The 25,217-nt window shown below is 48.2% G+C and carries 23 protein-coding genes; 9 read left to right on the top strand and 14 right to left on the bottom strand.

The features are described 5' to 3' along the window. Positions 1 to 24: 24 nt before the first annotated feature. From JMI88_RS15615 to JMI88_RS15605, 3 genes are all read right to left on the bottom strand, one after another. Complete coding sequence (locus JMI88_RS15615) at positions 25 to 411, bottom strand: hypothetical protein (RefSeq protein ID WP_201362853.1); 387 nt, start codon at positions 409 to 411, stop codon at positions 25 to 27. 229 nt (positions 412 to 640) lie between these two features. Beyond that, positions 641 to 1,105 (bottom strand): SprT-like domain-containing protein, encoded by a 465-nt coding sequence (locus JMI88_RS15610; protein WP_201362852.1) that lies wholly within the window; start codon positions 1,103 to 1,105, stop codon positions 641 to 643. A gap of 405 nt (positions 1,106 to 1,510) precedes the next feature. Continuing rightward, complete coding sequence (locus JMI88_RS15605) at positions 1,511 to 2,239, bottom strand: sigma factor-like helix-turn-helix DNA-binding protein (protein ID WP_201362851.1); 729 nt, start codon at positions 2,237 to 2,239, stop codon at positions 1,511 to 1,513. Between the two features lie 173 nt (positions 2,240 to 2,412). Here JMI88_RS15605 and JMI88_RS15600 point away from each other — a divergent pair, with 173 nt between their 5' ends. The 3 genes from JMI88_RS15600 to JMI88_RS15590 all read left to right on the top strand — a co-directional run bounded on the left by JMI88_RS15600 (position 2,413) and on the right by JMI88_RS15590 (position 6,015). Continuing rightward, positions 2,413 to 3,363, top strand: coding sequence for a phage NrS-1 polymerase family protein (locus tag JMI88_RS15600; RefSeq protein WP_201362850.1), 951 nt, complete (start codon positions 2,413 to 2,415; stop codon positions 3,361 to 3,363). Positions 3,364 to 3,638: 275 nt separating this feature from the next. Beyond that, entirely contained in the window at positions 3,639 to 3,959 is a 321-nt protein-coding gene (locus JMI88_RS15595; RefSeq protein WP_201362849.1) for a hypothetical protein, read from the top strand. Next, positions 3,946 to 6,015 (top strand): recombinase family protein, encoded by a 2,070-nt coding sequence (locus tag JMI88_RS15590; RefSeq protein WP_201362848.1) that lies wholly within the window; start codon positions 3,946 to 3,948, stop codon positions 6,013 to 6,015. Before JMI88_RS15595 ends, JMI88_RS15590 begins: the two co-directional genes overlap by 14 nt. Here the strand turns inward: JMI88_RS15590 and JMI88_RS15585 are convergent. Next, the gene (locus JMI88_RS15585) at positions 5,984 to 6,601 is read right to left on the bottom strand and encodes an SDR family NAD(P)-dependent oxidoreductase (protein WP_201362847.1); all 618 of its coding nucleotides are present in this window, start codon (positions 6,599 to 6,601) and stop codon (positions 5,984 to 5,986) included. The two genes, JMI88_RS15590 and JMI88_RS15585, sit on opposite strands and share 32 nt — an antisense overlap. A gap of 521 nt (positions 6,602 to 7,122) precedes the next feature. Here JMI88_RS15585 and JMI88_RS15580 point away from each other — a divergent pair. Continuing rightward, entirely contained in the window at positions 7,123 to 8,187 is a 1,065-nt protein-coding gene (locus JMI88_RS15580) for a GAF domain-containing protein (protein WP_201362846.1), read from the top strand. A gap of 1 nt (position 8,188) precedes the next feature. On the opposite strand, the gene JMI88_RS15575 is transcribed toward JMI88_RS15580, so the two are convergent. After that, entirely contained in the window at positions 8,189 to 8,692 is a 504-nt protein-coding gene (locus tag JMI88_RS15575; RefSeq protein WP_201362845.1) for a HEAT repeat domain-containing protein, read from the bottom strand. Between the two features lie 208 nt (positions 8,693 to 8,900). On the opposite strand from JMI88_RS15575, the gene JMI88_RS15570 reads away from it, so the two are divergent. Then, positions 8,901 to 9,581: a thiamine pyrophosphate-binding protein gene (locus JMI88_RS15570; protein WP_201362844.1), complete on the top strand. Its 681-nt coding sequence runs from the start codon at positions 8,901 to 8,903 to the stop codon at positions 9,579 to 9,581. A gap of 3 nt (positions 9,582 to 9,584) precedes the next feature. Continuing rightward, the gene (locus tag JMI88_RS15565; protein ID WP_201362843.1) at positions 9,585 to 10,520 is read left to right on the top strand and encodes a transketolase family protein; all 936 of its coding nucleotides are present in this window, start codon (positions 9,585 to 9,587) and stop codon (positions 10,518 to 10,520) included. 40 nt (positions 10,521 to 10,560) lie between these two features. On the opposite strand, the gene JMI88_RS40125 is transcribed toward JMI88_RS15565, so the two are convergent. From JMI88_RS40125 to JMI88_RS15550, 3 genes are all read right to left on the bottom strand, one after another. Continuing rightward, entirely contained in the window at positions 10,561 to 11,082 is a 522-nt protein-coding gene (locus JMI88_RS40125; RefSeq protein WP_201362842.1) for a phosphotransferase enzyme family protein, read from the bottom strand. Beyond that, on the bottom strand, positions 11,040 to 11,627 hold the full coding sequence (locus JMI88_RS40120) for a phosphotransferase enzyme family protein (RefSeq protein WP_201362841.1): 588 nt from the start codon (positions 11,625 to 11,627) through the stop codon (positions 11,040 to 11,042). The genes JMI88_RS40125 and JMI88_RS40120 overlap by 43 nt, the downstream gene beginning before the upstream one ends. 141 nt (positions 11,628 to 11,768) lie before the next feature. Then, entirely contained in the window at positions 11,769 to 12,683 is a 915-nt protein-coding gene (locus JMI88_RS15550; RefSeq protein ID WP_201362840.1) for a PP2C family protein-serine/threonine phosphatase, read from the bottom strand. A 673-nt stretch (positions 12,684 to 13,356) separates the two neighbouring features. On the opposite strand from JMI88_RS15550, the gene JMI88_RS15545 reads away from it, so the two are divergent. Further along, positions 13,357 to 14,112: an HAD family hydrolase gene (locus JMI88_RS15545; protein ID WP_201362839.1), complete on the top strand. Its 756-nt coding sequence runs from the start codon at positions 13,357 to 13,359 to the stop codon at positions 14,110 to 14,112. Positions 14,113 to 14,157: 45 nt separating this feature from the next. Further along, positions 14,158 to 14,640, top strand: coding sequence for an NUDIX hydrolase (locus JMI88_RS15540; RefSeq protein WP_201362838.1), 483 nt, complete (start codon positions 14,158 to 14,160; stop codon positions 14,638 to 14,640). Between the two features lie 35 nt (positions 14,641 to 14,675). On the opposite strand, the gene JMI88_RS15535 is transcribed toward JMI88_RS15540, so the two are convergent. The 3 genes from JMI88_RS15535 to JMI88_RS15525 all read right to left on the bottom strand — a co-directional run bounded on the left by JMI88_RS15535 (position 14,676) and on the right by JMI88_RS15525 (position 19,061). After that, a complete protein-coding gene (locus JMI88_RS15535; RefSeq protein ID WP_201362837.1) occupies positions 14,676 to 15,143 on the bottom strand; it encodes an SRPBCC family protein in 468 nt (155 codons plus the stop codon). Between the two features lie 27 nt (positions 15,144 to 15,170). Next, a complete protein-coding gene (locus tag JMI88_RS15530) occupies positions 15,171 to 16,283 on the bottom strand; it encodes a sensor histidine kinase (RefSeq protein ID WP_236022937.1) in 1,113 nt (370 codons plus the stop codon). A 159-nt stretch (positions 16,284 to 16,442) separates the two neighbouring features. Then, a complete protein-coding gene (locus tag JMI88_RS15525) occupies positions 16,443 to 19,061 on the bottom strand; it encodes a PAS domain-containing sensor histidine kinase (RefSeq protein WP_201362835.1) in 2,619 nt (872 codons plus the stop codon). Positions 19,062 to 19,454: 393 nt separating this feature from the next. Between JMI88_RS15525 and JMI88_RS15520 the strand changes: the two genes are divergently transcribed. After that, positions 19,455 to 20,777, top strand: a complete 1,323-nt coding sequence (locus tag JMI88_RS15520) for an MFS transporter (RefSeq protein WP_201362834.1) — start codon at positions 19,455 to 19,457, stop codon at positions 20,775 to 20,777. Between the two features lie 179 nt (positions 20,778 to 20,956). Here JMI88_RS15520 and JMI88_RS15515 read toward each other — a convergent pair whose 3' ends face one another. The 3 genes from JMI88_RS15515 to JMI88_RS15505 all read right to left on the bottom strand — a co-directional run bounded on the left by JMI88_RS15515 (position 20,957) and on the right by JMI88_RS15505 (position 25,177). Continuing rightward, positions 20,957 to 22,666, bottom strand: a complete 1,710-nt coding sequence (locus JMI88_RS15515) for an ATP-binding protein (RefSeq protein ID WP_201362833.1) — start codon at positions 22,664 to 22,666, stop codon at positions 20,957 to 20,959. A gap of 396 nt (positions 22,667 to 23,062) precedes the next feature. Beyond that, positions 23,063 to 24,202: an ABC transporter permease gene (locus JMI88_RS15510; RefSeq protein WP_236022929.1), complete on the bottom strand. Its 1,140-nt coding sequence runs from the start codon at positions 24,200 to 24,202 to the stop codon at positions 23,063 to 23,065. A 12-nt stretch (positions 24,203 to 24,214) separates the two neighbouring features. After that, on the bottom strand, positions 24,215 to 25,177 hold the full coding sequence (locus JMI88_RS15505; RefSeq protein WP_201362832.1) for an ABC transporter permease: 963 nt from the start codon (positions 25,175 to 25,177) through the stop codon (positions 24,215 to 24,217). Positions 25,178 to 25,217: the final 40 nt, after the last annotated feature.

The raw sequence follows: 25,217 nt of genomic DNA, 5'->3' as shown, positions 1-25,217 counted from the left end.
TTCAAACTAACCCGACCTTAAAAATCAGCGATCAATTGTTCTCTCTTGCTCAAGCACTACTTTTAATCCCCGGCTGTCCAGATCAAAAAACACAGGCAAATGTTTCCCCGGATTCTCCGGCAATTCTGCGGTGATCTCAAATCCCTCAATAAACACTTTCTGTTTAGGAATCCCCAGTTCGTTGGCAACCAGATGCCGGACACCGGTTGGCAAGTGCCAGACAATGGCTGGAAGCATATATGCTTCCATATTCTCGCCGTGGAAAAATCCTTCTTTTTTGATCTGTGCTAAAATCCGTTCCCTCGTCTCTTTGTCTTCCTGGTGCAACACCCGGTTGACGCTTAGACCTTTTCCGATCGGCGTAAAGGTTTTAGGAACTCCTGCTGTCTCCATTTGAGGTGGCTCTGTCATGTAAAAACCTATTCCTTTCCTGCTTATCGTAAAAATCGATAAACAATACAGTGTTATTTGTGGTGACTCGAACTCAAGATGCGTATTGCTATATTCTCTGGCGCAAACAGAGCATACAGTGTTTACTGTGTATCCATACTCCTCCTTCCTTTGGTTGAACTACTTACGAGCGGATGATTGGTTGATTCGTTGACAGCTAATCTTGCGTACAGGGCCTATGCTTTCTCATCTACTCGATTCTCAGGGCGGCGTGGGGATAGGGCCCCATAGTCGCAATAAAATTCTGCATCTTTTCTTGAAGCTCTCCTGTAACACTGCCATGATAGGCAGCTGGACCGATCAATCCAAGATGATTGGCTGCTTTTGCAAACGTCGGTCCGTGATCAATTTGGCTGCCTAACACAGAATGAAGGAGTTCGTGCAAAAGTGTGCCTAATACATCATAAGAGTCAGAAAGGCGTGGATTAATGAATATCTGGCATTTATGATCATCACTGACTGCTGAAGAATAACACTCTCCCGCGACAGTTAAATAGGCCTTCTTGCCGCCATAGGGCAGGCCTGGAGATACGCGCACTTCAGGTCGTCGAAGACCTTTCTTTAGAAAACCCTTCTCTTCCATATAATCCAGCCAGTACGTTACGGCTTCATCAAGCCAAACCTCGCGAAGATGGGAAGTCTTTTTTTGTTTCATCGTACCCTTCTCCTGTTGAATATTTCGTTGTTCAAGTGCCTACATCGCTTCCAACACAATGAAAACAATGGTCATTGATCCCCTGTTGAGCAGAATTTACAACATAACTATCGGAGGACACGTTGTAAAGTACTCCTCATGTACTGCTGAATAAATAAGAAGCATGGTCCTTAGTTACTCAGTTACAGTGGGGTTCACTTCATACAAGGCTGATGGTTGCATTGCTCTAGGAACGCACTATAGGGGGGTGGAATGTGAGCAGCAGGAGGTCGGAAGCTACTGATGTGTCGCTACATGGCTATAGGATAATAATAAAAATATAGCATAAACAAGGAGAGAAGTAAAGGACCCATGTCAAGCAAAGTAGTAAAGCAAAGAGGTAGAGAGGAAAGGTTAGCGCTGGTGTTAATCCTTCTCTGATACAGAAGGTTTCGTAATGAAAATATCTACATTCTGTTCCATTTGTGTTGGGGGATTGGAAGGTCTATTTCTCTGCGATTCACTGCTTCTCATTCTGCTTCGTTCGGACCTATGTACTTCTAAATTATCTTTACCTTTTTTTATTAACTCAATGGGATATTTATCTTCAAATCTTAATTCAGGCCGTTCGCTGTAAAGTACATAACGAAGTTTAGTTAGGCCTCTATTAATCCTATCTCGTACCGCTTGTTTACTTATTCCATATTCTTGCGCAATATCTTTATACGTTCTCTCAGAAGTAAAGTATTCAGCAATGATCTTGGCAGTTTCAGGTTTAAGCCACTTGAACGCTTTAATTTCAGAAGCTTCAGCGAGGAAATCTAATTGCACTGCATTTACACCTGGAGGTAACTTCTTTACTTCGTAAATGACTTGTTGAGGTACATTTTCATCGATTGTCTCCTTCACCTGCTGTTGCGGTGGTTGTGGTGCTCGTTCCTGCTCTTTGCGTTCTCCCTCGATTCCCATAGTAGTTTTGGCAGGTGGAGTCGTTTCTACACCACCGGAAGTTGTTTTGTCAAGCTTAGCAGGCTTTTTAACCTTCTGGATAACTATTTTTTCATTGGGTTCAGATGGATTATTTTGGGCAGAATGATGCATATCCTGTGGCTGATCCGCTGAGGATTGTGTATGAGGCCTATATTGTTCACCCATGGGGTTATCTCTTTCAGACATGCGCTCTTCTAGCCAAGTTTTTAAATAGTACTCATAAGACACTATATCATAGCGCCTATTTTATTAGTCTTCTCCAAACATTCCTTTGTCTATAAGATGTGAGAAAAATTATAGTAACGGCAAGTGCCAACATATTAAAATGGCTCCGTAATATGGAAAAAGAAGGGCATATACGTCAACACAGAGAGGTACCCACTCCTCTAGAAGTCCAGTTTTCAAAGATCCCTCAAGACCTTAAAGAAATCCCCCAATGGGTTATGTGGAAGTATTTGATCGTTTCCGGTGAAATCACCAAACCACCGTTTGATGCAGCTACCGGAAAACTGGCAAGTGTTGCCAATCGCAACACCTGGAGTACATTTACAAAAGCACAGAAAGCCTATGAAGAGGGCAGATACTCAGGCGTTGGCTTTATGCTGACACCAGAAAGCGGTCTGGTTGGCATTGATATTGACCACTGCCTTGAGAGCGGGCAATCTACTTTAGAGGCACAGACTATTCTTCAGAAATTAAACACCTACAAAGAGCGCTCACCCTCAGGAAAAGGAATACGCATCTTTCTTAAAGGCTCCCTTCCTGGAGTATCTCGGAAAAAAGGAAATATAGAACTGTATCAGGAGAAACGCTATTTAACCGTTACCGGCCAACAGCTGGCTGACTCACTCAACGAGATAGCAGAACAACAGCGTGAACTGAATGAAATATATACCTCTCTCTTCCCCCACACCGCTACGAAAGAACCACAGCAAAAGTTGGTATTTGATACCAAACCAAATAACGTATATACCCAAGATACACAAAGTGATGAGAGCGTCCTACAAAAAGCGCTGAAGGCGGCAAACGGCCAGACTTTTCAGCGCTACTTTGCAGGCGATCCCACACTTTGGGAAGGCAAGAACGCCAGACACCCCAGTCACTCCGAAGCTGATTTTGCGCTTTGTTTAATGCTGTCTTTTTGGACCAAAGGTGATCATGCACAAATTGATCGATTATTCCGTCGGTCTGGTTTAATCCGTCCCAAATGGGATAGATCCAGCCGTGGTATTCAAACCTATGGTGATCTCACCATCGAAAAAGCCATACAGCAAAAAGCCAATCAATAGCCATATAACCGAATGATAGCAGCTGGCAATATTCTCTAAAGTAGAGATAGCGGGCAAGCAGTATTGTCAAGTATACTTGAATATAGGAACAAAAAAATGGGTATGTTTCCTGTTTGCGCCAGGAGATAGCATACCCCTTTTGAAAACGTCTTTGGTGAGTCACCACAAAAGGCCGCTTGCCTCATTGTATCATCCATGCGTTAGAGCAATCTGCTTTTTGACATGCTGTAACTTGCCTTTTAAAAAGCCTGTTTTTAGGGGATTGGAGTCACACAATGCCTAAAAAAGTCAAAACATCGCCACAGGATGGAAAAAGCTCTAATGATGCTTTGACCTCTGTACCCTCAGCTTTGCCACCGCAAGATATTGAACGAATCTGCAAAGTGTTCATTCGTTTACTCTGTTCAGAAGAAAGTGAGATTTCCTCTGCCAAACAAACGACAGATGCTTCTTCTGCCAATATTAAACGCAGGCATCGCTGCTTGATACGAGTTGATATCTGCCAGTTTTTTCTGCATGACAAAGATAGAGAAAATAGTAAGGTAAGTAAAAGGTACAGCACGTTTAAAAGGAGAAGCATTTATGTCCATTATTAAATCCAAAATCAATAAGCCAGATCCAATGGACAGCTTAAATGTAACCCTACCTCATAACGCTATCTGGGGTATTTATGCCAGGCAGTCCACCCAAGCACAAATTGTCAAACATAATCAGAGTACCGAGATGCAGACTGATGATCTTATGCTGTGGATCAAAGAGCGCCATTTGCAGCCGCAGAAAATTCATCTTTTTGATGCTGATTTAGGAGTCAGTGGCACGCTTCGCATTGACCAGCGAACAGGTTTACAAGAGCTTGTGGCACGCATTGAAGATAATGAAGTTCAAGTAGTCCTGGTCTACCAAATCTCCCGCCTCTTTCGCGATGAGACAGGAGTTCAATATAACGTCTTTGCCACAAAATGCAAAGAACATCAGTGCTTACTGGTAACAGCTGATGGCATGGTATTTAACTTCAATAATCCTATGCATGTAAAGATGTTTCGTTTTCTGGCAGAACTTGCAGCTGAGTACATTCCAACTCATATAAAACTTTTACATCAGGCACGCTTACGAAAAGCCAGACAGGGATTTTATGCCGGTCAGGGTACCATCCCCAGCGGCTACATTGTTGACTACAACGAAGATAGTCCGACCTACGGCAAGCTGACTGTCTATCCAGGACACAAAGCCGCCATTCTTTATCTGTTTGAACGGTTTTATGAGCTTTCTGGCAATCTCAATGCACTATGCCGGGAAGTTGACGCGCTGCCTTTTGTCTTTCCCGATTTTGAGCCTTCTGTTGATAAGCGAAATACCAATCACTGGAAAAAACGCAAGCATGTTCCGGGAGGTTTTAAGCTCAAGCGCTTTGGGGTGCGCTCGATTCTTACCAACCCTGTCTATCTTGGCTGGTGGGTGGTTCAAGGAGAATTAATCAGTCAAGATAACCATGAACCGTTACTTGATAAAGAGCATGAATACCTGTTCTGGTATGCCTTTGACCGGCTCTCAGATTATACGATTGAGGGCGAGAAAAATGACAAGCGCCAAAAGCGGCAAGCTTCCTACTACCAGACAAAAACCAACCAGGCAACGATAACGTGCGGCATCTTAAAAGACCGCATAGAAGCAGAGGGAGCCAAAGTCTATGTCCATCATGGGAAAACGAAATATAACTATATTCTCTCCTATTCACGCATGCGAGGAGGAGTTACTGCCGTTGGGGACTGCCAGATTGATGCCACAACCGTTGACGCCGCATTTTCCGAGTGCTTCTTTGCCCACCTGAAACATGTCCATGAGCTAGATGAGTATCAGCGTTTCTTGGAAAAAGAACAAAAACGGCAAATCTCGGAAATCAAGTCTCTTCAGGCACAACTTTTAGACGCAGAGAGTCAGCAAGAGGCAATGCTTGATGAGATAACTGCAATCAGGCGGATGATCAACGCACAAATTCAAAAAGAACAACAAGAAAATCCATCCCTTGATAGAGACAAGCGCTATGAGGAATTAGAAAAGGAGAACCAACCGCTTCTCCAAAAGCTACGCACCAAATATGCAGCCCTGGAAAGCTTAAAGGGGCAGCTACAAGAGAAACTTGTCAACCTGTCCCATGAAACCGATGAAGAACATCAAACGCGCCAGTTTGCCAGTTTTTCAGTGGAATTGCAAAAACTTGAGCAGGTCTGGGAGAAAAAACCCTTCTTGATTCGAAAGGAGTTTGTCAATCTGTTCGTCTCAAAAGCCGTCATTACGCTCACCGCGCCTCATTGGGTCATATTAAGAGTTACCTGGTCGTATCCGGCATGGGAGGATGACATCATTTATCTGTGGCGCTATCATGGTGCTCAAGATACCTGGACAAAGGCCGAAGAAGAACTGATACGGCAGTATCACCAAACGAGGAATATGGAACGCATCTTACAAATTTTGCCGACGAAAACCTGGAAGGCCATCAAACGCAAAGGCTTAGCTCTGGGATTAAAAGACCGCCCCCGGACAAACCTTTGCTATCCGCAAGATATGACCTGGCTGGACTTACAATTTATGCAGGCGCATAAGATTGATAAAGACACACGCACTAAATGGATCTCTGTGTCTTTACTCGAATAGCGGGGCTGTATTCCTGGGCCATATGTACGGCCAGCCACTGCGTAAAGTTTGCGACAGCGGCTTTAGCTGCGCTATAAGCAGGAGTACGTGTCAATGGTTTCAATGAGGTCATTGACGCGATATTAATAATACAGCCTTGTTTGCGCTCAGCCATGCCGCGTCCAAATACCTGGCAACATTTGAATGTACCGGAGAAATTCAGATTAAAGACGCGGTCAATCGCTTCATTATCCAGATCAAAAAATGATAGCTCTGGCGATGTAACGGCGGCCGGTTGATTGCCACCGGCTCCATTAATCAAAATATCGACGGGGCCAAATGCATGTGTGACCTGTTCCAACGCCTGTTCAAGGGCGGAACGCTCCACCACATCGCAGGCCAGGCCCAGCGCGCTTCCTCCCTGCGCCTGAATCTTCTCGGCAACATTACGCGCCGACTCCTCGTGTCGGCTCAAAATGGCTACGTTCACGCCTGCCTGTGCCAATGCATACGCCATAGCACTACCAAGTCCGCCGCTACCACCAGTGATAACGGCGGTCTGACCTTTTACATTAAAGAGGTGCTGAAGTTGTGACTCGTAACTCATATTTTCTCTCTCATATCTTCACTACAGTCAATTCGGATGCTTTTCTCGCGCCACCTGTGGCAAGGGAAGGGCTGGGAGGATATGCCTCCCGGGCCCCTGGATCAAGAGGCTACGGTCCTTTGCATCCCCGCGATTAAAAAACTTTTTGAGTAAAGTTAATAACCATTGTAACATAGTCTCTGCTTCTCATGGTTATAGTGATCTTAGCTCCCCCTTGCGGACGGGCGCATACGCGCCCGAGATGGTGTATAGTATGTATTGCAGAACATGCACTGACTGCATGTTCTGCAATACATACTATACATTTTTGAGCTCCACAAGTACAAAATGCATATGTAGATATTAGAGTGGACATACGCCTATTCGCAAGGAGACGTAGGCACGGGAATTATAACAGTAACAGATGGAGTAAAAAACAGGCAACTTAGAGTTGTATTACTACTTATTGACGAGAGCTACTTTTTTGGCGTAATATAGCTAACAGGTTATTATACACTTGCTAGTAGTTAGATGAGTAGTAATTGAGTAATACACATGAGTTGTCAGGGTGGCGTATATTCCTAGAAGCGGTCATTGCTGACCCAACCGAAAAACAACGCATTGCACGTATATTAGGTGTCAATCAAATTAGTCTTATACGCTGGGCTTCGGGCACTTCGAATCCGCGCTTGAAACATCTCTATGCGCTACTAGAGGCATTGCCAAACCATCGCGAAAAACTTATTGAAATGATTTCCACGGAATTTCCAGAATTTCGAGCCGATATTGCAGTCATCGAAGAAATGCCACGGGAGATTCTTTCACATTTCTATGCAAGAATACTTGAAGCGTACAATCAGCTAAGCAAAAATTTACGGGCCACCACGATTCGCTCGCTGGTCCTACAACAGATGCTCTCTCATCTGGATGCCCGGCAAGATGGTGTGGTCATTTTTGCCTGCCAGTGTACTCAGCCCTATGCGGGCAAAAAAGTGCGCAGCCTGCGCATCATCGATGGGCGCGGCAATCCTCCCTGGCACGCAATTGATAATAATATGCGTTTCTTCGGCTTAGAGTCACAGATTGGCTATGCGGTACAGATCAAACGGCAGCTTGTCATCCATAAGCAACTCATCAAAAAGCTCTGGTACCCCATCCACTATGACAAACTGGCCGAAAGTGTCGTTGCCTATCCGTTGATCCGTGCCAATCAAATTGCTGGCTGCCTGACACTGATCAGCCCCAAACCCCAGCACTTCAGCGAGCTCCATATGGAATTAATTCGTAGGTATGCAGATCTCTTCATGCTCTCTTTTGAGGAGACAGATTTTTATGACTTTGATCAGATAATGCTAGGCATTATGCCCCCGTCTGATGTACAGGAAACAATACTGGACCAATTTAACAGCAGGGCGACACAGTTAATCATTGAAGCCAGCAACCAGGCTCTTCCCCTGACACGTTTAGAAGCGGAGAAGCAGTTGTGGCCAGAAATCGAGCAAGAACTACTGGATATAGCTGCGTGCCATTTCTGTGATATGCAGCCAGTGCTACCACCTGAATCATGCTCAGAAGTAACCGCTCCATCTGGTCACGATCGTGATTAAACTAATGAGATTGTGGCCGGAGGCGTTGGATTGCATGCGTCAGGTAGGCTGAATCGACGGTCTGATCGGCATGTGTTTGTAGCTGTAATAAGGCCGGTAATGCCCGAACATCACCCATTTCACCCAAAGTGAGTACAACGGTATTGCGCACACGTTTATCGGGATCTTGTAGGGCGGGCAGCAGCAAAGCAACGCATTGTCCGGTACCAATTTTGCCCAGTGCGACAATGGCCGCCCGGCGCACCTGGGGCAATGTATTGGTCAACGCGCCTGCCAGTGCATCCACCACCAGGGGGCCATCAATCTGGCGCAAAGCCAGGATAGCTTGTAGCCGTAGCGCGGGATCAGGGTCTTCGAGCAGGGCCGCTAAAGGGGCAATTGCCTGCTCATCCCCTGACCGACCCAGTTGTTCAATCGCCTCCAGGCGCGAAGCGCGCTGCTGTTGCTGTAGCTGCGCCAGCCAGCCAGCCAGTTGTTGTCTATCCTCTGAATGTGTTTCATCCACGTCTATATTTTCTCCCTTCAATGGTGCAAAAAGAGCTCGGGCGCGCATGCCCCCCCGCCCGCAAAGGGGTGATAGCGTTCAAATCTATAAGCAAACAAGCATTGTACAAAGGTACAGGTTTACGCTGAACGTTGGGACAATGCATCTCTTTGCATAAAGCCTTAAGCTATGTGCACATTCACAGTATCAAATAAAGGACACAAAAGCTATGACGACAGATTTGACTGCTATTAAAAAATTGATGACTCTGGCCACGGGCGATGAAAAGCACAATGCCAGTGCGCACTCCACCCTCGATGTACTGTGGGTACTTTATGACCGTATCCTGCGCTATGATCCTCAGCAGCCGCACAGCGAAGAGCGCGACCGCTTTATCTTGAGCAAGGGTCATGGTCCAGTTGCGCTATATGCGATCCTGGCCGCCAAAGGCTTCTTCCCCAGCACTGAACTGTCACGTTTTAAAAGCTGGGATGGGATATTAGGTGCCCATCCGGATCGGCACCAGGTGCCCGGTATTGAGGTGTCGACGGGCTCGCTCGGCCATGGCTTACCAATGGCCATTGGGGTGACCCTGGCCTTGCAAGCGAAGCATAGTGATCGCCGTGTTTTTACGCTGGTGGGCGATGCTGAATGCAATGAGGGCAGCATATGGGAAGCTGTGATGGTGGCCGGCCAGAAGCGGCTGAATCAGTTAACCTGCATTGTGATCAATAATCATTCCAGTTCCATCGAGTACGGAGATATGGCAGCCAGGTTTGAGATCTTCGGTTGGCATGCTTCCACCATTAATGGCCGTGATCATGAACAAATCTACGCAGCCCTGAGCCAGCAAGATACTTCGCAGCCCAGCGTCATCATTGCAGAAATTGCCGAACGAAAAGGAGCCTGACCCATGACCATCACAGCTATCCCCATGCGTACACAAATGCAATACACCCTCGCAGATCTGGCCGAACAAGATCCACGGCTGATGATCTTGCTGGCGGACATCAGCATCAATTACTTTGACCAGATCCAGCAGCGCTATCCAGAGCGCGTACATAATCTGGGCATTTTAGAACAAACTTTGATTGGCACGGGAGCAGGAGTCGCCATGGAGGGATTTATCCCGGTCTTGCATTCCATTGCGCCATTTCTGGTGGAGCGACCATTTGAGCAAATTAAACTTGATTTCTGTTATCAAGGTCTGCAAGGTAACTTTATCAGTATTGGTGCCTCTTACGACTATAGCACCGAAGGCATGACCCATCATGGCACTGGCGATGTCCAGATCCTGCGCAGCCTGCCCGGCATGCAAATTGTCGTCCCGGGCACAGGTGCCGAGTTTGATCGTCTCTTCCGCGCCGCTTATGCCAATGGGTCGCCCACCTATTATCGCCTCAGCGAACAAGAAAATCCAACCGATCAGCCGGTTGAATTTGGCAAATTATCTGTGGTTAAAGAAGGTAAGACGGCCACCATCATAGCGGTAGGGCCCGCCCTCAGACATGTCTTGCCAGCGGTGACAGATCTAGATGTCACAGTACTCTATTGCACAACGGTCGCTCCATTTGATAGCGAGACGCTGCGCCACTATGCACACCAAAACATCATTCTGGTTGAGCCTTATTATAGCGGTGGCTTGTCCGCTGACATCAGCGCTGCCCTCAAGCACATTCCCATTCGGCTGGAAGCGATCGGGGTCCCCCATGTTCTCCCGATCCACTATGGCAGTATAGAGCAACATGACATCGCCAATGGATTGACGCCAGAAGAGATACGGCGTAAGATCCTCAGCTTCTTATCCATGGGAGCGGACGTTGCTCCTGCGCCAGGCTCAATATCATAATACAGGTAATTAGCATGCGGGTTGACCGGCTTGGTCAGCCTCATGCTTTACCCGAAAAAGAATGACCAGCAAAAGATATATGTACAAATGAACGCAGCCAGTCAAGCACAAAAGCCAGTTGAGAGGGAGCGCTGGCACGTAAAGCAGGATCATCGGAGCGGAAAATAAGATTGAGATGCTCAATCAGGCGCACAGCCTCAAAGAGGCGTAACCATTCTTCATAGTGATCTGGCAGGGTACGCACACGTTCATAGCCCCGCAAGAATGCGTGCCTCAACATGTCTTCATCCGGCCTCCCCGCGACACCAGCCAGGGTAATCGAGAGATCCGCCATATAGTAGCTCCAGCAGCACTTATGAAAATCGATGGCACACACCTCACCCTTGTAGAAGAGATAGCAGTCCTGCCGAAAATTCCCATGAATCAGACCATAGCCATCAGGACCGGTAGGGAGCATTGAGAACTCATCACGTGCTCGCTCAGCTATCTCAGAAAAAATACGGTACTCGCGGCCACTAATCAAACCATCACAGCGCGTAGCGGCAAAATCGGGATCCAGCACCGTTTCATCCTCAAACACCTGCTGCCAATCCCAGCGCGGACGCACAAAACCCTCGGGGGCACAAACTGTCTGGCATATTGATGCAAGCGAGCCAGAAATGTTCCCACACGCTCAAACAAGGTAGGAGAGAGGCCAGAATCTATTGAACGGCCAGGCATCCAGCTAAACAGCAAGCACACACATTCCTGCTCGACGTCCTCAATGCGTATCTCCGGCATCAGTTCACCATCCCGCGCGGCGATAGGTTCCGGCACCAGCAAATCTGTATCACGCTTTAAAGCAGTCAACCACTGCAGTTCAGAGTTCCACAGGCCTCGGTCAAAACCATCCTTCTGACACAGATGCAAGGCAAAGCGTCCTCCGCTACCCTCAGTCGGTTTGAGAGCAGCAGCACCTGACCTGGCATAGGCAGCCACACGAAAAACACTATGCTCTCCATGAGAGAGCAACGTCAGACGAGCGCTTCCAACCTCGTAGTGAGTCAGCGCAGCCTCAGCTAAAATACGCAACTGTCGAATCTGACTATTGTAGCTCGCAGTATCCAATTTATTCTCCCCACACACCATCAGATAGCAAAAAATTGTGTTTTATAGCAGACACTCGAAGAGTATACATGAAAAACATAAACATAGACATCGATCAAATAGTCGATGTCTATACACATATATGAGTATATCACGCGTTTGTTAAGAGATTGTTGCGCATGTAATAACCACCGCGCTCATATCATCGCTTTTAGCACGCATATTTTCAGCCACGTTCTGGTGCGAGCTAACGATAGCCCGCTGCACAATCTTCCTGGCCACAGTTGTGGGCTTCTCTTTTTCCAACAAGAGCGCCAGCGTTTGATCGGTCAGGTTATCGTGAACGCCATCCGAACACAGCAGTACCCGGTCTCCAGGCTGGATATCTATATGGCCGGTATGCACCTCCACCGACTTTTCGTGGCCTAAAGCCTGCGTAATACCATTACGATTATCAAAATAACTCTTTTCAAGGCGACTTAGCTCACTGATACAACTAGCCTGATCGATACGCAATGCATCTTCGGGAGTAATTGAGCCATCCAATATTTTTAAAGCTAGATATCCATCATCATTGGTCAAACGTTTAAGATCCTGCTCAGGACGCCAGAGATAAATACGGCTATCGCCAACATGTGCATAAAACATATGATATGTATGGCTCTCTTCATCATAAGAAAAAAAGGCTAACGCGGCAGTAGTTGCAGGATACCTGGCATATTCTTGCAGACTCCGGGCACGGCGTTCACCCTCTAAAATAATCTGCTGGTGGGCGGACTCAAACATATCTAGTAGAAGCCCTTCTGGATTCGACAGAGTCGAAAAAGGGATGATGCGCGACTCGGCATGCAGTTCTTTCCAGGCGCGGCGAATGACGCGTGCAGCCAGGCGTGAAGCCACCTGACCTGGACCAGAACCAACGCCATCAAAGACCGCAGCCAGACCCCGTTGCCGGTCTAGCAGGATAGTGTCATCATTGTAGTAGGCATGCCCCTCGTGTGGCACACTATACCGAACGAAGGTCAGCGATGTATGCGTAACACCAGACGTAGAATAAGCTCTCACAGAGACAGTCATAGAGAAGCCCTCTTTCTTCGAGAATACTATCCAGCATATGCAGAATGAGATAGAAGTTCTGCATCAACCAAACGAAGGGTCATTTTGAATTATTTTAACATATCTTGAAGCTTTTTTCTGAATCTGGCTCTGTTGTTATTGCTATTGCATAGAGGGCATGTGAAAACCTGCTTTTCGTGCCTTCGGCCTCTGACTGTACGCGCCTTCGGCGCTCAAAAACATTTATGTGGTGTTGCATGAAGTGCGCAGTGCGCACTTCATGCAACACCACATAAATGTTTTATTATTGGTTGATGCAACAAGGTCGCTACGCACTCCATGTATCTCACTCTCAAAAAATGCCTTCCATTGGTTGGTGCAACAAGGTCGCTACGCACCCCATATATCTCACTCTCAAAAAATGCCTTCCATTAGTTGGTGTAACAAGGTCGCTACGCACTCCATGTATCTCACTCTCAAAAAATGCCTTCCATTGGTTGGTGCAACAAGGTCGCCGTGCGACCTTGTTGCACCAACCAATAATAAAGAGCGCGGGCGCGCATGCGCCCGCCCGAAAGGGGGCGGTAAAGGAACAATTGGTGAAGATAGAATAGTATGTTATGATAAGTGCCATGGTTGGGCATAGGACATATGCCCAACCATGGCGACAGCACTACCTCAGGAGAGAAAAACATTGTCAGACTTACAACCAGAAAAAACCTTACTTCCACTACAAACGAGCGCGCTCTTATTTGATTTAGATGACACCCTTCATCATCGTAGCAAAGCCTTTTATGGTTGGGCCAGAGATTTTGCACAGCGCTATCATGATTCATCACAGCAAGCTGAGATGAGGGTGATGGTTGATTATCTGGTCGATCTGGACAACCACGGCTACAGGCCACGCGAACAGTACTTCACCTATGTCAAGCACAATTATCCGACGGTAGAAGGATCGATTGAGCAATTAATTGCTGACTATCAGCGCGATGTCATCGATCATATAATATTAGAGAATGAGATTCTGCTTCTCTTGCAGCAACTGCGCACAAGACGGGTTCCTTTCGGCATCGTTACTAACGGCGTAGGTCAGCAGCAGAAGCGCAAAATTAAGACGCTGGGAATTGATGCATACACTGACTGCATTTTTATCTCGAAAGAGTTTGGGAAACAAAAACCTGATCCAGCTATCTTTCTGGCGGCTGCCCAATGTTTACAGAAGCCGACACAGGAAATCCTATTTGTCGGCGATAATCCCGAGTTCGACATCTGGGGAGCACACCAGGTAGGCATGAAGACGGTCTGGATTCACCATGAGCCTCGCCAGTGGCCGGAACAGATTTCGCCCGAGGTGGCTGACCTGACGGTGCATACATTTGCTGATCTACTGCCCTTGCTGGGTTTACAGCCTGTAGCAGCTAAAGAGGATAGTGCAGGCGATCTGAAATAAAGCAAGTAGCAAAATTGAGTCGAGGAATGGAGTTTTAAAGATAAGATGGCATCGATTATAGGTACGCTGGGATATATTCTATCACCGGATGGATCACAGGTTCTGATGATTCACCGCAATAAACGCCCCGATGATATACACTATGGCAAATATAATGGGCTGGGCGGAAAATTGAATGCGCAAGAAGATATCACGTCCTGTATGAAGCGCGAAATTGAAGAAGAGTCGGGACTAATCGTCGATCATATGCTATTGCGCGGCACTATCTCCTGGCCCGGCTTTGGCAAACAAGGGCAGGATTGGTTCGGATTTATCTTTATTATTGATCGCTGGCATGGCGAGGCCCATCAGGGCAATGAAGAAGGGACGCTGGAATGGGTGGAACGCTCAGCGATTGCTACGCTACCAGTCTGGCCCAGTGATCATGAATTTTTACCCATGGTCTTTGACGACGATCCCAGACCCTTCCACGGCGTCATGCCATGGAAGGACGGAAAAATGCTCAGCTGGAGCTATGTCCGTTCATGAGCCACCCTGGTGCACACACGGAGGGAAAATCAGCGTCAGGCATCAGAACGCCTCATGTTACCAACATATCTGGCCAGGGCGTTGAGCTCTTGCGTAAAGACATTTTTTAAGATGGTGGGATAGAAAGCCTGCTGGAACCTTCCCCACAACGTACGGGCAGGCTCCCAGTGGGCGGCGATCTGAACATGTGCCTGTTCACCATTCATAGCCGGGGTTACCGCAAAAGTAGTCACAAGAGACGAAGTAGTTTCCCGTTCAACCAGCACCCGACCCGGCTCTGGCTCGCTGACGATGGCACGCGCGGCACGCTCAATGCCATAAGCGCGCACCCGGTAGCGAATAACCGTTCCATCTCCCTGGCCCCCCGACTCAACCTCTAACTGGCGTATATACTGCTTCGGCATAATCCTCATATGTCCGCGGCGATAGTCTGCCAGAACCGCATAAACGACCGTCGGCAAGGCAGGAATCAACGCTACGGTCTCATAATGATTTTGTGACATAATTATTCTTTCTAGTACTCCATCTACCTACCTGGTCGTAGAGGGCTGACGCAACGTAAAATAGAAACTACTTCCCTTGCCTGGCACACCCTCACTCTCAACCCAGATACGTCCACCCATGCCTTCCACAAATTGCTTGCTGATATACAGGCCCAGACCAGTACCACGCACCGAACTGGCAATATCGCGCTTCAGGCGTGAAAACTTCTGGAAAAGGTGGGGCACATCAGCGGCACCAATGCCTGCGCCATAATCCTTTACACAAAAGCGAACCATGTTATCTTCCCAGGGACTGGCACAGACTACTACAGAAGTATGTGCAGGAGAATATTTGCAGGCGTTCGAGATCAGGTTACGCAATACCTGCCGCAATTGTTGTCGATCGGCCAGCACGGTCAAATCAGCGTCAATATTCAGCTCTAACGAGTGATCCTGCAAATAGACATGCTCGCATATCTCAGCAATAGTCGCGGCCAGTGGCAATTCTTGCATGCAGATAGGCTTCAAATCTTTTCCTACACGAGACATATTTAGCACGTTACCAATAATTAATTCCAGCTCGTCACAACCATAGGATGCGCTCTGCAAAAAGGAACTCTGTGTGGCTTCATCAAGCCTATTACCATATTCCAGCAATAGATTAATATAGCCCCTCACTTCCGTAAGTGGCGTACGCAATTCATGGCTGACGCTCATCAGGAACTGATCGCGCAATTCTTCTAATTGTTGCTGCTGCTCATAAGCCAGGTTCAATTGTTGTTCTGCATGCCGTGATTGCTGCCTGGCCGCGTCAGATAAATTCAAAGATACCGTCAGAAAACTGAAGCAAGCAAGTTCCATGCCTATCACCAGAGCTCCAAACGAGAAACCTTCAATGAGGGGAACTGGCCATTGCAGAGTATGGATATGCAGGGTCAATAAGCCAGCAGAGACCAGCAGGATAATTAACGTGCAAAGGCTGGCGTTCCGTAACCGGAACAGACAGCAGGCAACCATCACTGGTATAGCACAGAGAGTGACGATTCTATTATTGGAGGTCTCAAATAATGCGTACGCAATTACAATAAAGACGACCACACAACAACTTAGAAAGATAGTCATACGCACACGCAATGGAGAATGGCGTAAAAAAAAAGGCACCGTAAACAAATATTGCAAAACTCCTGGCTCCCATTCACACAGAAAAGCTGACACGAGTCGTTATGAGTGCGATCTCCCTCCCGATGGCATTACAACAACGGCTCTACTACTCTGGTTACTAACGTTTCTGTGATCGGGAAAATCTCCGTCGCTCATACTTTAACTCAGGGCCAGGGGTAAGGTAAACCAGAAAGTAGCCCCCTGCCCCGGGCAGCTAGTAACGCCAACCTGTCCATTATGCTGGCGTATAATCTTTTGACAAATATAGAGTCCCAGTCCCAATCCAGATGATCCACTATACACAATGCGATCAGGCACCTGATAAAAGCGCGCCCAGACCTTTGGCTGAACCTCCTGAGCCAGGCCCGGCCCTTCATCACAAATAGAGACCCGTATAACCCTTTCATCTAGCTCAAAACATACTTTGATCGCTTTATCCACTGGCGAATATTTGATGGCATTGTTTAAATAATTTGTGAGTACCTGTCCAATACGTTCAACATCAGCGGCAACAGGGATCATATCTTCATTAGCGGGCTCAATAATCTGAATGGTGCGCAACGGGTTGCTTGTACGGAGATCGGCAACAACATTGCGTACTACATCCAGTAGATTACACAACTTAGATTGTAACTCAAGGCGATCCTCTTGTATACGAGAAACATCTAGTAAATCACTAATTAACCGACTTTCAACCGCAACCTGGCGCTCTCCGCGATCGAGTACCTCATCGATCTGCTGTAGCAGGTCAACGCCAGGTATTTCCGCCTGCAAATGTCCTATTTTGCGACGCGTGAGTTGCAGCCCAGATCTAATGGTTGCTAAAGGCGTGCGTAACTCGTGACTTGCCAGGCGTAAAAAGTCGTCTTTCTGGCGATTCGCTTCGCACTCAGCAACAGTACGAATTTGCGCAATGATACGTTCATGTATCAGGCGCTCACGCTCGATGACCAGAGCGGTTAATTTGCCCACTACTTTTAGCAAGGCCAGGGCTTCAGCTAATGGATATTCCTGCGTGACTGAGAGCGTATCCATTATCAGCAGGCCCAGGCACTGTTCGCCGACATGCAAAGGTGCAACCAACATCTGAGACATACCATAGGTGGGCATATCCGCCTTTGGTAGCCGGGCTACATCTAGCAAAACGGGTTCACCCTCTAAAAGTTGCTCACGAAAATCAGCTGGAAAGTAATCATGCAAATACGCATGAGGCGTCTCTCTCCAAAAGCGCTCTTCCAGGTCGCTCGCAAGTCCTGTGACCGCCACCGGCACAAAACGATAAGTGCCCTGGTCCATTGTTACAATGCAAGCTACCTGGGCACCCAGCAGATCACAACCAAGCGAGAGTAAGTGCTGGACAACCTCTTGTCGTGAGATATAAGCTTTCTGATCTGCTATATTATCAGGGAAGTTTAGCTGCTCCATCGAGCGTGCCAGGGCCTCGGCCATTGCCAATAGTGTATCCAATGCATGCTGGGTACGCAACTCTTGCCGCCGCCTGACCGTCACGTCGCGAAATATTAGCACGCCACCAATAATTTCATCGGCGAGATTGCGAATCGGGGCACCACTAATGTTAAGACAACGCTGCTGACCATCCAGGGCCGTAATAAAACTATCTTCAGCCTGTGGACCTTTCAGGATCTCGCCATGCAAAATCCGATACAATGGCGTCTGTTCTAGCCTCAGCGGCTGCCGGTCCAGGTGCATATGTACCATCGGAAAGCGTTCTGGCATCGGTAGCAGACTATAGTTATCACCCTGGTCAAAGCCTAACAGCTCGCGAGCCGCCTGATTCTGCTGCAACATGCGTCCCTCGCGATCATAAATTACGACGCCGTCAGTTATAGCCGCAAAGGTAGTTGACAGTTGCCGGCTCAAATGATGAATCTGTTCTTCCGCCTTCTTGTGGCTGGTAATATCATGGACGGCCCCATAGAAGTGAAACGCGCCGCTGGTCAGGTCTTTGATCGGATGACAGGAGTCGCGCAACCAGCGTACCTCGCCGCTTTTGGTGATCAGGCGCCACTCCTGCACATCCGAAACGCCTGCTAATAATGCTTGCCTGCGCGCCTGCACCGCCGGCGCATCATCCACATGATAGAGTGACGGATTCAGCCAGCCTAATGCATCGATTTCTTCGGGTGTATAGCCAGTAATAGACTTAAACGTATCCGTTAGCCATATGCGTCTAATTTCGCTATCCACCCGGATCTGGTACGAATAGGCAGAATCCACAACCAGGGCAGAAATGCGGTGCGCATGCTCCTCACGCCTGCGTAAGCGCCGTTGCTCGATCGCTCCTTGCAACAACATTTCTTCCAAATAGCGACGGCGTCGCACATGTTCGGTCATATCGCGCAGGATCACCACGGCACCCACTATCTCAGTACGTTCCTTCTGCAAAGGAGCTCCACTCATCTGCAAATACAACTCCTGTCCATCACGCGTTGGGAAATGAATGATAGGAGCATTCTGACCAGATAACGTTTCGCCACCTAACATATGTGCAATTGGAAACGTCTCGGCTGTCAACAATTGCCCCTGGACATCGCGGGCGCGCAGGGCAGTCGCCCGCTCCGGCCTCAGGATATCCTCTGGCGATGTTGAGATAATGCGAGCAAGCAAATGCTGAGCAACCGCATTAGCGCTTTGCAGGCGGCCAGCCGTGTCAACTTTGACTACACCATCAGGAATCGCCTCCAGCAGGACCTGTAGCTTATTTAAATCTTGTAGTTGAAAATGAGATGGAATGGTGGAGTCCAATTTACGTTGCAAATCAGTTCCTCCTCTGCCAAGAGATCGCTGAAAAGAAAGTCTTATTCGTGAATATAGCAGGCCCAACCCGAACAAATCACCATTCTTGATAAAAAATCGTCCATTCTCATTCTAGCACATTAGAACGTACATACCTATTATTAATTAATATTTCAACAATATACTATAGCTAGAGCTCTGATCGAATGCGGACGGGCGTATGCGCGCCCACCCGTACAGGGGCGCCTGGCTTCTCATGATGATAGACTTCACACACACAATACATAGTGCGCGCAGCCATCCAATGACTCTATACAGCAATAAAGAAAAGTAGAAAACGTTTTTTGTGTTATGATATACAGAGCAGTGTAGTAACGAGCACTCTATATTTCAATGATGAAAGGACTCTGGTTAATGCAGGCGTGGAGATTGTTTACTTCGCTCTCACGAGAACAGCGCAACACCTTTACCGCCAGCTTTCTGGGCTGGACACTGGATGCATTCGACTTCTTTCTCCTTACCTTCGTACAGGTTAAACTAAAAGATGATTTTCATGTTGGATTACCCGCGATCGCATTCGCTCTTTCGCTGACCTTGATGATGCGCCCGGTGGGTGCCTTTATCTTCGGCTTACTGGCCGAACGTTACGGCCGGCGTATCCCCTTGATGATCGATATTCTATTTTATTCTATTATCGAACTATGCACAGCCTTCTCACCAAATTACGCAGTATTTCTTTTTCTGCGTATCCTGTTTGGTATCGGCATGGGTGGTGAATGGGGACTGGGTGCATCACTGGCCATGGAATCGCTTCCAGCAGAGTCACGAGGCCTTTTCTCGGGTATTCTCCAACAGGGCTATGCGTGTGGTTATCTGCTTGCCGCGCTGGTTTATGGTCTGGTTTTCAGCTTCTTCCCAGCCGCCCTGGCAAACTGGCGTACACTGTTTGTGATCGGTGTGTTACCAGCCTTACTGGTCGTCTACATTCGATTGAATGTGCCCGAATCTCCAGTCTGGGAACGACAACAACAACGCCACCGCAGAGCAGGTATCAGTCCCTGGCAAAGCATCTGGCAAGCGATTACCAGTCGTCCATTCCTGTTTATCTATGTGATCATTTTAATGACCGCGTTCAACTGCCTATCACATGGAACTCAAGATAATTATCCAACGTTCTTACAAGCTCAACTTAAAATTGGTGTCACCGGGACTACCATCATCACAGCGATTGCTAATGTGGGAGCGATCATTGGTGGAACGTTGTTTGGCTATTATTCGCAGCGCTGGGGACGGCGCCGGGCCATCATTATTGCCTGTTGCCTGGGCATCATCATGATACCGTTGTGGTCTGGCTGGCTAAAAATTCCCAATGTCAGTCTGCTCTACACCTTGCCGATCGGCGCCTTCCTGTTGCAGTTTATGGTGCAGGGAGCGTGGGGCGTGGTGCCGGTCCATCTCAACGAGCTTTCGCCCACTGATGTGCGTGGCACCTTCCCAGGTTTTGCTTATCAGCTAGGGAATCTGTTCGCGGCCCAGATCATCTTTGCCCAGGCCCTTCTGGCCGTCAATCTGGGGCAACAGAAAATCCCGAATTATACGGCCGCGCTGGGAATTTTCTCTTTGGCGGCGTTCCTGGCGGTAATTATCATGACGGCTATCGGCCAGGAGGCGCGTGGCATCGACTTTATGTATACAAAAGATGAGCCCGAGATTTCGGCACAGGAGCAACCAATCTAAATAATCGTTGACCGTAGGTGCGCCCTTTGCGGGCTCTTGCTTGCTTCTCACTCGAAAACGTACTAGAAAAGCGATTACGGACGTATTGTTGTGATTATCTATTTTTCGAGTGTGAAGGGTAGAAGCACCCGCAAGAGGCGCACCTACGAGATATTATTGTTTCTGCGACGTCAGCTATCCTATCTGTACAGACAGGCCATGTAGGCTTGAAAGTTACTCCAGATGGAATCGAGATATCTGGCAGGTAGGCGCTGGACGCAATTGCGCGCATAGGCATAGAGCAATGGATGCAACATATACTGTTGCTGATTATTGTGCGACTCAGCGGCTTCAGTAGTCACGCGCTCCAGCAGTGAATCATTGACGAGGTAGCCAAGCTCTAAAGCAGTTGAGGTCAATGTCTGAAAAGGCACATAAGGATTATCTAGCCGCGTCAGTTCTGGGGTACTATTTCTATGGCTGCCAGGCTCAGAGGGACGCTCCAGTTCCGTCGTCGTACTTCGTCCCGTCCGAGCCGATACACTGCGTGAAATGGGCTCAAATGACGTGCTTTCTTCCCCCCATTTTTCATGCTGAAATAATGCTGCCGCGGCTTCCAGGCTAAAGGCCTGTGGTCCCAGTAACGAGAGCAACGCAAAGTGTTTGTGCTGCTCATGGCCAATGTTACTAAAGGCCTGTTCAAAAAGCGCTCCAAGCTCTCCACTATTATCTAGCAATGGATGGAAGGGATCAAAAGCGGCGTTGGTTGCCAGCAGATCGAGAGGAATGCCTCTAACTGCCACAGCGTTAGCGACAAGCTCTATGGTCAGAGGCAGATAGCCCACCGTCTGGCAGATCTGTCCAACTGCCTGCTCTTGCTCCTCATCTAACTTCAATGGCGTAGCAGCAGTCATTGATGCAGTCAGGGTATGAAATAGCGCGCAAGCGTCAGTATGTAATAATGGCTGTACATGATGATGATAGTTCACCAGTGCCGGCGATGGAATATGGCGACTGGTGGTGAGCACGACATGACGCGTGACGCTTCTGCGCTGTCCAGTTGAGTGAACAGTATTGCGCCGGGTGCTCCCTAGCAAAGCATCCAGTGCGGTTCGCAAAGGAAATTGTGCATCCAGATCATCCAGCAGAAAAAGGATGCTCTTATCCATCAATAGCACACGCACCCGGTCAATCACACTCGCCAGATGTGTCTCCATGCGATCCAGCCAGAAGGCCAGGGAGGAATCTGATTGCTCCAGGGGCCGCTGTTCCTGAGCGGGCAACAGGATGCTAATAACCTCATGCAACAAAGATAACAAACCCTGGGTGCCACGCCGACCTTTACAGGAGATAGTAATAATACCATGATGAAAGATGCGTGAATAACCATCCGCGACCAGGCGATGCAAAACTTCTGAGGCCAGCGCGCTCTTTCCCACACCAGGCATACCTGTCAGAGCGCAAACGCCATGCTCCAATGTGCACAGCTGGTTTAATACCTCCTGCACCAGCGTCTCTTGACCTACCAGTCGCTGGGGACGAACGGGCAACAGTTCAATGGCAGCCACAGCTTGCCTGGAAACATGAGCATACAACTGCTGTACCCATTCATGTTCCTCCGCACTCAAATCTTTCAGGGAAGCCGCCTGCAGATAAGCTTGCACCTCGCGTGGAGTTGAGCACAATAGCCACGCCAATGCCAGCACCTGCCAGCGCACGTATCCTCTAAATGGATATGCCAGGCGACCAGCTTCCAGGCGAGCCAGAAAATCTTCAGAAATACGCACATCTTTTAAGAAGTGATCCTGCCGTATTGTTTCTACCAGTGCCCGCTGGCTTGACCAGCCACGCTTGCGCCGCCTCTCACTCATCCACTTACCAAACTGAATTGCATCCATCGACGTTTTCAAGACATTCACCGCCCATATACACATAAATACTTTTGCGATTTAAAATAGATATTAATACAGCATCATCCGCTTTGTAGTTTCCTGGGGTGCTAGAAAAAAAGAGGTGCGTCCCTCACGAACAACCAGCTCCACCCTCTATTGGTAAATATACACACTTAGCGGCAACCATCATCCAATCATAGTCCCGACCATACATTCCTACTCTATCACATCTCAGCCCTCAAAGGAAGAGAGCAGTATTTGGTATGTGGTGCAGAACGTGTCGAGCACATTTTTCTGCACCACATACTAAATACTGTGTGGGCACTCATGTGCCCGTCCGCAAAGGGTAGACCCAGACACCAAAAAGGGATTTGCCCATAAAGCAAATCCCTTTTTGCGTATTAGTAATATCTGCTAGTCTTTGGCGCGTGGATCAAAAGCATCGCGTACACCATCACCAAGGAATGAGAAGGCCAGCACGATGATCGCCAGGATAGTACAAGGGACAATCGCGACCCAGGGATTGGTGCGAATGTATTGTGAGCCTTCAGAGACCATCAGACCAATACTTGAACCGGGAGGTTGTACACCCAGGCCAAGGAAGCTAATACCGGCCTCAGCGATAATAGTATTTGAAATGTTCAGGGTCGAGGCGATCACAACAATACTAAACAGGTTAGGAACGATGTGACGCAGGATAATCTGGAGATTCGAGCTACCCAGAGTTTTGGCGGCCTCAACATATTGTTGCTGCTTCAACTGCAAGGTCTGACCACGCACATAGCGAGCCATCAGAGGCCAGATAGTAAAGGCCAGGGCCAGTGAAACCAGGAGCAGGCGAGCATTCCCGTTAGCCCCAATGACAGGTATATGGTTGAGATTTTTATCAGCCCATGGACCCATAATACCAGAAATCAGAATCAAGAAGAGCAATCCCGGAAAAGCAAACATGATATCGGTAAAGCGCGCCAGAAAGAAGTCGATCCAGCCACCATAATAGCCAGCCAGCACGCCCACTAGAATACCCAGCACAATGTCAACCACCTCAACCAGTACCGCGACTGAAATTGAAATCAGCACGCCCTGCATAATGCGGGCCAGGATGTCGCGTCCCAGGGCATCAGTTCCCAACCAGTATTGAGCAGATGGCCCCTCGGTCACGCGGTCAACTTCAGCATGTCCAAAATTGTGATATTGATCAGGTCCGATCGGGCCATTCGTCGTACTATTGTAGATGCCACCAATGTGCTGATAGATCGGCGGGCCCACGATTGCCAGCACGATTAAAAACACGATCACACCCAGGCTAATCATCGCTTTCTTATCACGGCGGAAGCGGCGGAATGACTCCTGGAAAGGTGTCGCATGCTTCTTGTCTGGCTTCTGCGGACCATCAGTAGTGCTGGCAGCCATCGGCTCCATCTCTGGTTCCATGGGCTTCACTGTATTATCTGGAGCCATCACCCCTGGTTGAAACCTGTAATTATTATTAAATGGCTCGCCCGGGGTATATTGTGGAACATTCGGCCCCCGCTCCATGCGATCCTTCATCATCTACATGTCCTCCTATTCTGACTTAATACGTGGGTCGACAACGGTATACAAAATGTCAGAAACCAGGTTGCCAAGCACAACAGTGACAGCAAGTACAACAGTCGTTGCCTGGATAACCGGGTAGTCGCTGGCACCGACTGAAGACAGGGTGGTCTCAGCAATGCCGGGAATATTAAAGACATGCTCAATAAAGAAAGCACCAGAAACCAGGAAACCTAACGATACACTGACCACCGTGACAAGCGGAATCAGGGCATTGCGGAATGCATGTCGGAACGTAATGGCATGTTCAAGCAAACCTTTGGCACGGGCGGTGCGGATGTAGTCCTGGCTGAGCACTTCCAGCATACTTGTGCGAGCCAGGCGAGCATAATATGCGAAGCCAGCGGCGCCATAGATAAGGATCGGCACCAGCTTATATTGAATGTCTGACCATGTATATTGCCAGGGGGTGCCCCAGTTAGACACTGGCCAGTTCAAGCCGGGGATAGAGATATCCAGGTAGACTAGAACAACCTGAGCAAAGGTTGCAAGCACAAACGCCGGCAAAGCATAGATAATTAGCATCACCACCATATTGGTAGTGTCTACCCATGTGCGAGCCTTGATGGCTGAATAGATACCCAGAGGAATACCCAGGGCCAGCTGTACCACCATGGCCCAGATACCTAGTTCAATTGAAACGGGGACACCATCTTTTAAGATGTCCCACACTGGTCGGCCCTTCGATTGGAAAGAATAGCCAAAGTCCAGGTGGAATAGTCCAATCAAAAAATTATAATATTGTTGAAAAAAAGGCAGGTCCAGATGATATGCATGTTTAAGCTGTAGATAAGCCTCTTGAGTATAATGCTGCCCCAATAACTGCTTAATCGGGTCATCAGGAGCAAAATAACCCATTGTAAAGGTAATAAAGGTAACTCCGATTACCACGAAGATCAGGCCTATTAATCTCTTCAACAGAAATTGAATCATACAAACTCCTTGCCCTCCTGTTAGTCAAGCAGGGATAGCG

The organism is Dictyobacter formicarum (genome assembly GCF_016587435.1).
Note: the sequence above shows the minus strand (reverse complement) of the source record. Positions and strands in the feature narration are given on the sequence as shown.

Bases quoted from the DNA above. Each gene is read 5' to 3' on its own strand.
- JMI88_RS15550 (WP_201362840.1), bottom strand. From the start codon at position 12,683: ATGACTGTCTCTGTGAGAGCTTATTCTACGTCTGGTGTTACGCATACA.
- JMI88_RS15535 (WP_201362837.1), bottom strand. From the start codon at position 15,143: ATGTCACAAAATCATTATGAGACCGTAGCGTTGATTCCTGCCTTGCCG.
- JMI88_RS15505 (WP_201362832.1), bottom strand. From the start codon at position 25,177: ATGATTCAATTTCTGTTGAAGAGATTAATAGGCCTGATCTTCGTGGTA.
- JMI88_RS15565 (WP_201362843.1), top strand. From the start codon at position 9,585: ATGACCATCACAGCTATCCCCATGCGTACACAAATGCAATACACCCTC.
- JMI88_RS15570 (WP_201362844.1), top strand. From the start codon at position 8,901: ATGACGACAGATTTGACTGCTATTAAAAAATTGATGACTCTGGCCACG.
- JMI88_RS15590 (WP_201362848.1), top strand. From the start codon at position 3,946: ATGTCCATTATTAAATCCAAAATCAATAAGCCAGATCCAATGGACAGC.
- JMI88_RS15540 (WP_201362838.1), top strand. From the start codon at position 14,158: ATGGCATCGATTATAGGTACGCTGGGATATATTCTATCACCGGATGGA.
- JMI88_RS15520 (WP_201362834.1), top strand. From the start codon at position 19,455: ATGCAGGCGTGGAGATTGTTTACTTCGCTCTCACGAGAACAGCGCAAC.
- JMI88_RS15585 (WP_201362847.1), bottom strand. From the start codon at position 6,601: ATGAGTTACGAGTCACAACTTCAGCACCTCTTTAATGTAAAAGGTCAG.
- JMI88_RS15615 (WP_201362853.1), bottom strand. From the start codon at position 411: ATGACAGAGCCACCTCAAATGGAGACAGCAGGAGTTCCTAAAACCTTT.
- JMI88_RS15605 (WP_201362851.1), bottom strand. From the start codon at position 2,239: ATGGGTGAACAATATAGGCCTCATACACAATCCTCAGCGGATCAGCCA.
- JMI88_RS15510 (WP_236022929.1), bottom strand. From the start codon at position 24,202: ATGATGAAGGATCGCATGGAGCGGGGGCCGAATGTTCCACAATATACC.
- JMI88_RS15600 (WP_201362850.1), top strand. From the start codon at position 2,413: ATGGAAAAAGAAGGGCATATACGTCAACACAGAGAGGTACCCACTCCT.
- JMI88_RS15610 (WP_201362852.1), bottom strand. From the start codon at position 1,105: ATGAAACAAAAAAAGACTTCCCATCTTCGCGAGGTTTGGCTTGATGAA.
- JMI88_RS15595 (WP_201362849.1), top strand. From the start codon at position 3,639: ATGCCTAAAAAAGTCAAAACATCGCCACAGGATGGAAAAAGCTCTAAT.